This is a genomic window from Aphanizomenon flos-aquae FACHB-1287, assembly GCF_014698755.1.
In the GTDB taxonomy this organism is placed as follows: Bacteria; Cyanobacteriota; Cyanobacteriia; order Cyanobacteriales; family Nostocaceae; genus Dolichospermum; species Dolichospermum flosaquae.
The window spans coordinates 1-5,426 of sequence record NZ_JACJTO010000077.1; the positions used below are offsets into that span (position 1 = coordinate 1).

Annotated in this window: 9 protein-coding genes; 4 read left to right on the forward strand and 5 right to left on the reverse strand. The window is 37.3% G+C overall.

Going from position 1 to position 5,426, the window contains the following annotated elements; genetic code table 11:
• Positions 1-460: DUF4114 domain-containing protein (locus tag H6G44_RS19775; protein WP_190595393.1), on the forward strand; the 460-nt coding region annotated here is incomplete at its 5' end.
• Between the two features lie 76 nt (positions 461-536).
• Here the strand turns inward: H6G44_RS19775 and H6G44_RS19780 are convergent.
• Entirely contained in the window at positions 537-701 is a 165-nt protein-coding gene (locus H6G44_RS19780) for a hypothetical protein (RefSeq protein WP_375379331.1), read from the reverse strand.
• 102 nt (positions 702-803) lie between these two features.
• Between H6G44_RS19780 and H6G44_RS19785 the strand changes: the two genes are divergently transcribed.
• From H6G44_RS19785 to H6G44_RS19795, 3 genes are all read left to right on the forward strand, one after another.
• Positions 804-1,034: a hypothetical protein gene (locus H6G44_RS19785; RefSeq protein WP_190388267.1), complete on the forward strand. Its 231-nt coding sequence runs from the start codon at positions 804-806 to the stop codon at positions 1,032-1,034.
• 25 nt (positions 1,035-1,059) lie between these two features.
• Positions 1,060-1,803 carry a Uma2 family endonuclease gene (locus H6G44_RS19790; protein WP_190388266.1) on the forward strand — a complete coding sequence of 248 codons (744 nt, stop codon included), beginning with the start codon at positions 1,060-1,062 and terminating at the stop codon, positions 1,801-1,803.
• 66 nt (positions 1,804-1,869) lie between these two features.
• Positions 1,870-2,445, forward strand: a complete 576-nt coding sequence (locus tag H6G44_RS19795; RefSeq protein ID WP_168694845.1) for a Uma2 family endonuclease — start codon at positions 1,870-1,872, stop codon at positions 2,443-2,445.
• A 98-nt stretch (positions 2,446-2,543) separates the two neighbouring features.
• On the opposite strand, the gene H6G44_RS19800 is transcribed toward H6G44_RS19795, so the two are convergent.
• The 4 genes from H6G44_RS19800 to H6G44_RS19815 all read right to left on the reverse strand — a co-directional run.
• The gene (locus tag H6G44_RS19800) at positions 2,544-3,059 is read right to left on the reverse strand and encodes a peptidylprolyl isomerase (RefSeq protein ID WP_190388265.1); all 516 of its coding nucleotides are present in this window, start codon (positions 3,057-3,059) and stop codon (positions 2,544-2,546) included.
• Positions 3,060-3,582: 523 nt separating this feature from the next.
• On the reverse strand, positions 3,583-4,215 hold the full coding sequence (locus tag H6G44_RS19805; protein ID WP_190388264.1) for a hypothetical protein: 633 nt from the start codon (positions 4,213-4,215) through the stop codon (positions 3,583-3,585).
• A gap of 192 nt (positions 4,216-4,407) precedes the next feature.
• On the reverse strand, positions 4,408-4,986 hold the full coding sequence (locus H6G44_RS19810; RefSeq protein WP_190388263.1) for a hypothetical protein: 579 nt from the start codon (positions 4,984-4,986) through the stop codon (positions 4,408-4,410).
• Between the two features lie 61 nt (positions 4,987-5,047).
• Positions 5,048-5,426 (reverse strand): Uma2 family endonuclease (locus H6G44_RS19815; protein ID WP_242046787.1); only part of this gene is annotated, 379 nt, incomplete at its 5' end.

The window sequence follows — 5,426 nt, forward strand, 5'->3', positions numbered from 1 at the left end:
TTTGTCTTATATCAGTCGAATATGCTGCTGCCATATATATCTCAATTATTTTCTTTTTTTTCCATCTTTAAAGTTTACCATCTTTGTACCGCTTTTGATCTCAAACTGCTGTAAGTTTTATGCTCCTTTTGTTATTGCTAACTGTGGAACTTACTTCCCCAATTTACAACAGGGAGTAGAAGATTTCATCGCTGCTGAAAACGGAGACGTAAACCGATTTGCCAATGCACTTCAATATGTCCGAGACCTTGTTGCTACGGAAGCAGGTAATGAGTTCAATAATGCACCTAGATTCGTACAGGAACCTGTAGCCTATTTTAGCTTTGGGTCAGCTAATCCCGATAAATCTCCCCACCTCCGTTCCTATGGTAATGGGGTCTATGGATTTGAGGATTTACCCGCTACCGCTACCCAATATTCCAACAATGATTTCAATGATGCGGTTTTTGCTCTTTCTTAAACTTGAGATTGTTGGTTTCTCAACTTCTCCATCCCCGGATGGGGCAGTTCAAACTCTGTGGATGTGTTAGTATATTTTAACTAGTTTGAGTGATGATAAGTGGAAGATTGTATTTAGCTGCTAAATTAACTTCGATTTCTAAGGTGCTTATTTGTTGTCTCAACGAGTTTGTAAACAAATCTCCTATAATTTTCAGACGTATCTGTTCATTCAACTGGGGTTGAATAATCTCTTCTACCATGATGATCTTCTTTTTTGTGCAGTTCTCTTAGGAAACACCAAAAAATAAATTACCCAATTTCGTGGGATGGGCATCCTGTCCGTCCTTGATGTAGCGGGAAAGATGCCCGCACTACAAGAAATTTTTGGGTATTTTTTTAATTGGATGTCCCTTATGTGTTGCGATCGCCTGGGTTTTCCTCAAGAATTGGGGGCGATCGCTTCTCTCAATAATTTGGTTGGGGCGATCGCTCGAATTAATGACCGAGTCCCTCATCCTGTAAATCCTAAAATCTTGGACATCCTGATAGCGAAGCGTGGCGTTAGCCATTTCAGACAATTAATGCTACGATAAACAAATAATTACTTGGTATCATATCATGATGATTACTCAAGCACTGGAATTACAACCTAACACATCAGAAGATATCATTTTCCCACCCAGTGACCTATATAGTGATGAACCCCCCGTGGAAACAGAACTACATTTACGACAAATTATTCTCCTCTTTAAATGTTTAGAATGGCTATGGAAGGAGAGAACAGATTTTTATGCTGTCGGAAACCTAAGTATTTACTATAGTCCTCATCAAAAAAAATCAAAAGATGTTAGAGGTCCAGATTTTTTTGTAGTTTTAGGAACAGAACGAAAAACTAGAAAAAGTTGGGTAGTGTGGGAAGAAAATGGCAAATATCCTCATGTCATTGTCGAAATTCTTTCACCAACTACAGCTAAAACTGATAGAGAAATTAAAAAAGAACTTTATCAAGATACTTTCCGTACACCTGATTATTTTTGGTTTGATCCTTATACATTGGAATTTGCAGGATTTAATTTAATTAGTGGCAAATATCAACCCTTACACCCTAATGAAAAAGGACATTTATGGAGTGAAGAATTGGGGTTATATTTGGGGATTCATGAGGGTTTATTAAGATATTTTACATCATCAGGAGTTTTAGTTCCTACACCGGAAGAAAGTGCAGAGATGGAAGCAACAAGAGCAGAAATCGAAGCTAAAAGAGCAGAAATCGAAGCAGAAAAGGCGAAAATATCAAACGAAAAATCCCAAAGGTTAGCCGCAAAATTGAGAGAGTTAAATATTGATCCAGATACGATTTAAGGAAATCTAAAATCAAATTGTGTTTGTTTTAATTACCCCAACTTTGTATATTAGGAGAATGATTTTATGTTAATCATGACAATTAAAGATGTAGAACAAGTCCAAACTGCTTTTAGTGAAGCCGGTTTAGATTACGATGTAGAATTAACAAATGGGAGAATTTCTATTGTGGGTCCATCGGATATTGTATCTAGTGAAGTTGGTATTCTTTTTAGTCGGCTATTAGCTAATTGGGTTTATCCTCGTCGTTTAGGAAGAGTATTTGATTCTGCTGGTGGTTTCATTTTACCTGATAGCAATCTCACCGCACCAGATGTTTCTTTTGTTCGGGCTGCACGTCTGCGTCAAAGTCCCCGTTATTTTGGTGAACTTGTACCAGATTTAGTAGTAGAAATTAAATCTCAAAGTGATAGAATTAAACCTTTAGTTACTAAAATTCTCAACTTGATCAAATTAGGTGCTGTGATGGGAATTTTAATTGATCCTGATGAAGAAACTGTTACAGTTTATCGTCACCAAGGTGAACCAACTATTTTAAATAATGGCGATATTTTAACTTTACCAGAACTTTTTCCAGGTTGGGAATTAGCTGTTTCTGAATTATGGCCTCCTATTTTTACTGAAGAAGAAATAGAAGGTTAATTTATTTGATTAGATTGGTTTTTTTGTGGAGTTCTTTGATGAGAAATAGGGAATTTTTCCCGAAGAGTGGGGAGAAACCTCCACACTCATCTTTGATTTTATTCGTGGATAGTTACTTTGATCATTTTAACTGGAGTTCTGGGGCGATCGCCAGGTCCTGTTGGAGTGGTTTCAATGGTTTTTAATACATCCATGCCTTCAGTAACTCGACCGAAAACAGGATGCTTAGATTGACCCGCAGTAAACCAATCCAGATAAGAGTTGTGGACAGTGTTGATAAAAAACTGGCAACTACCACTATTAGGTCTTCCCGTATTAGCCATAGATAGAGTTCCTGGTTCGTTAGAAAGTTTCCCGTCTGCGGGGTGCTCATCTTCAATGCACCCATCAGGACCATTACCAGTTCCTGCACGAGACGAGGTAGGATCTTTGCTGTAGGGACAACCAAACTGCACCATGAAGTTATTAATGACACGGTGGAAATGCAGACCATCATAAAACCCACTTTTAGCCAATTTGATGAAATTTCCCGCCGTTATGGGCATAACATCGGTGAATAGCTCAAGAGTAATAGTACCAAGGGAAGTTTCCAGAGTTGCGGTGGGATTTGCCATGAATATTGAATTACTAATCTGTGTAATGGTTTAATTTGCAGTCTCCAGTTTACCCAATATCTTGAAAATAAATAAGTTGGCATGAAAAAACTAAACTCTGTAAAGAAATGTAAAATTATAGTTGGGATTTAGATCTTTACTTTAATATTTAGATGCAACAATTGGATTAAGGCGTTGCTGATTACAGCGCTTTCCGATCTGATGAGGTGCAAAGTTGAATGATAAAACTCTTGTGGTGCGGGCATCTTGACCGCTAAATATGTACCTTATAACACCGGGAATGGCTGTAAGAGTATGATTTTATTTCACGCAGAGGCGCTCCAGTCTCAGAGTTTCATTTTTTTGATTTTCCAATTTCATACCTCAATTCAGCAACACCTGACAATATTTACTTGTCCCGGCTCAATTTGTGTGGGAATATTAAGGTGCAAATGACCTAATGAATCTACCATAGCAGATCGCTAATCAATAGAGTTATTTCAGATACCCGAATTATCCCATAATTCAGATATCTAAGCAATGTTTATTTTGGACTATAGGGCAGAGAAGAATGGTGTAGAATAATACGCAATTTGCCATCACCACCTCTAATAAACTGCCAGGTTTTATCTACTGTTGTGACTTTACCTGTTTTATCAGTTATGGAAACATTACCCATAGTGGTAGCAGTATTACCGATAATAAAAATGCCAGCGTTGCGAATTTCCACTTTTCGCCATCCTTTGAGAGCAAAACCAGTATCTTTAGGGAAAGAGGAATCACCACCCACAAAATAAGACAAAGCTCCTTTGTGTGTCGTGCGGAAGGTCTGGTCTCCAGTTGTTAAGGTGGGCTTAAACAACACCAATCCTGACTGATAAGCATATAATTCATCTATCACCTTGTCGGCTAATGTTTTAGCGGCTGCTATCCCCTCTTGATCATAGGTGGTGCTGATATTAACCAATGCTTCACCCCAGGCTTTTTGGGCGGCCAACACTTCAGTCTCAGTAATAGATGTATTAACTACTAATGTTTTAGGAGTTGACGAGACTGGCTTAGTGATGGTACTGTTAACTTGACCATAAGCCATTGATGGCGCAGTCACCAACAAGGCTATGGTAGCGGCAGTTACAGAAAGATTGACTTGTAATTGTTTAATAAGATCGGTTTGCATATTAAGAGGAAGTATGAAAAAGGAAATTACGTTTTCCATAACATCTAACCACATTGTGCCAATCTAGTCCAATAAATACTATAAATACTATAAATAGTTACCATCAGTAATTACCATTCGAGTGAGGTACAATAAATCATAATTAACCGCAGATAAGCGCAGATAAACACAGATGATTTGTGAATTAACCTTTTAATCAGGAAAAGCTAAACCGGTTCTAGGATCTCTGATATATAATCCTAGTGTCAAACTCCGCATGACTTCATCCCAAATCGGTATTAATTGCTCTGCTTGATCTGCCCAATAATCAAAGGTAATTAAACATTGAATATTGGAACCTAAACCTACACAAGTCCGAGAAAAAGCTTCTCTGGGTTCGGTTTGAGTGTCAATAAATTTAATTTCACACCACATTATTCTGGCTGTTTGTCGCTTAACAGTTATCACTTCTCCTCTTTCAATTACATCACGACTATCATCTTCCATGATTTTTTTTAAAGTGTGTTTAAGGGGAAAAAGTGTCCAGTCATTGGGGGGTAAATGATTGTAAGATAACTCTAGACAACAGTCATCATCAGGTGGTTTTTTATCCATGAATTTGAAAGATTTTTCCTGTGGTTCAAATACCCAATTTTGGGGAACATTCAAGCGAACCGCGCCCCTCCCGGCTACAAAAATCTTATAATCATCAGGTCCTTCCCAGTGATGGTCTGGGCTTAATTCTAGGGTTTCTTTAATCCATTGAAGATTGCTTTTTTTACGCTTGGCCATAATTTTAATAAGGGATTAAATTTTAGGTGACATTAATCTGATTTATTTGGGAAATGTGATTTTATGTTTCTGTTTCCAATCCTACACCATCATAAAGCATTTCTATGGGAAATTCAAATGCAATACTTGAGAAGGTGATTATGTCTCCTATTGTATATTGATAATAAAGCCATAATCTTCCTTCTCCTCGACAATAACGTTCAACGGAGATTTTTTCAGAATCAATCAAGATATATTCTTGTAAACTGGGTATTGTTAAATAATATCTAAATTTTTCCCCTCTATCTTTACCGCTTGTACCGGGAGAAAGAAGTTCAACAATTAATTTACAGCAGTTTGAGATCAAAAGCGGTACAAAGATGGTAAACTTTAAAGATGGAAAAAAAAGAAAATAATTGAGATATATATGGCAGCAGCATATTCGACTGATATAAGACAAA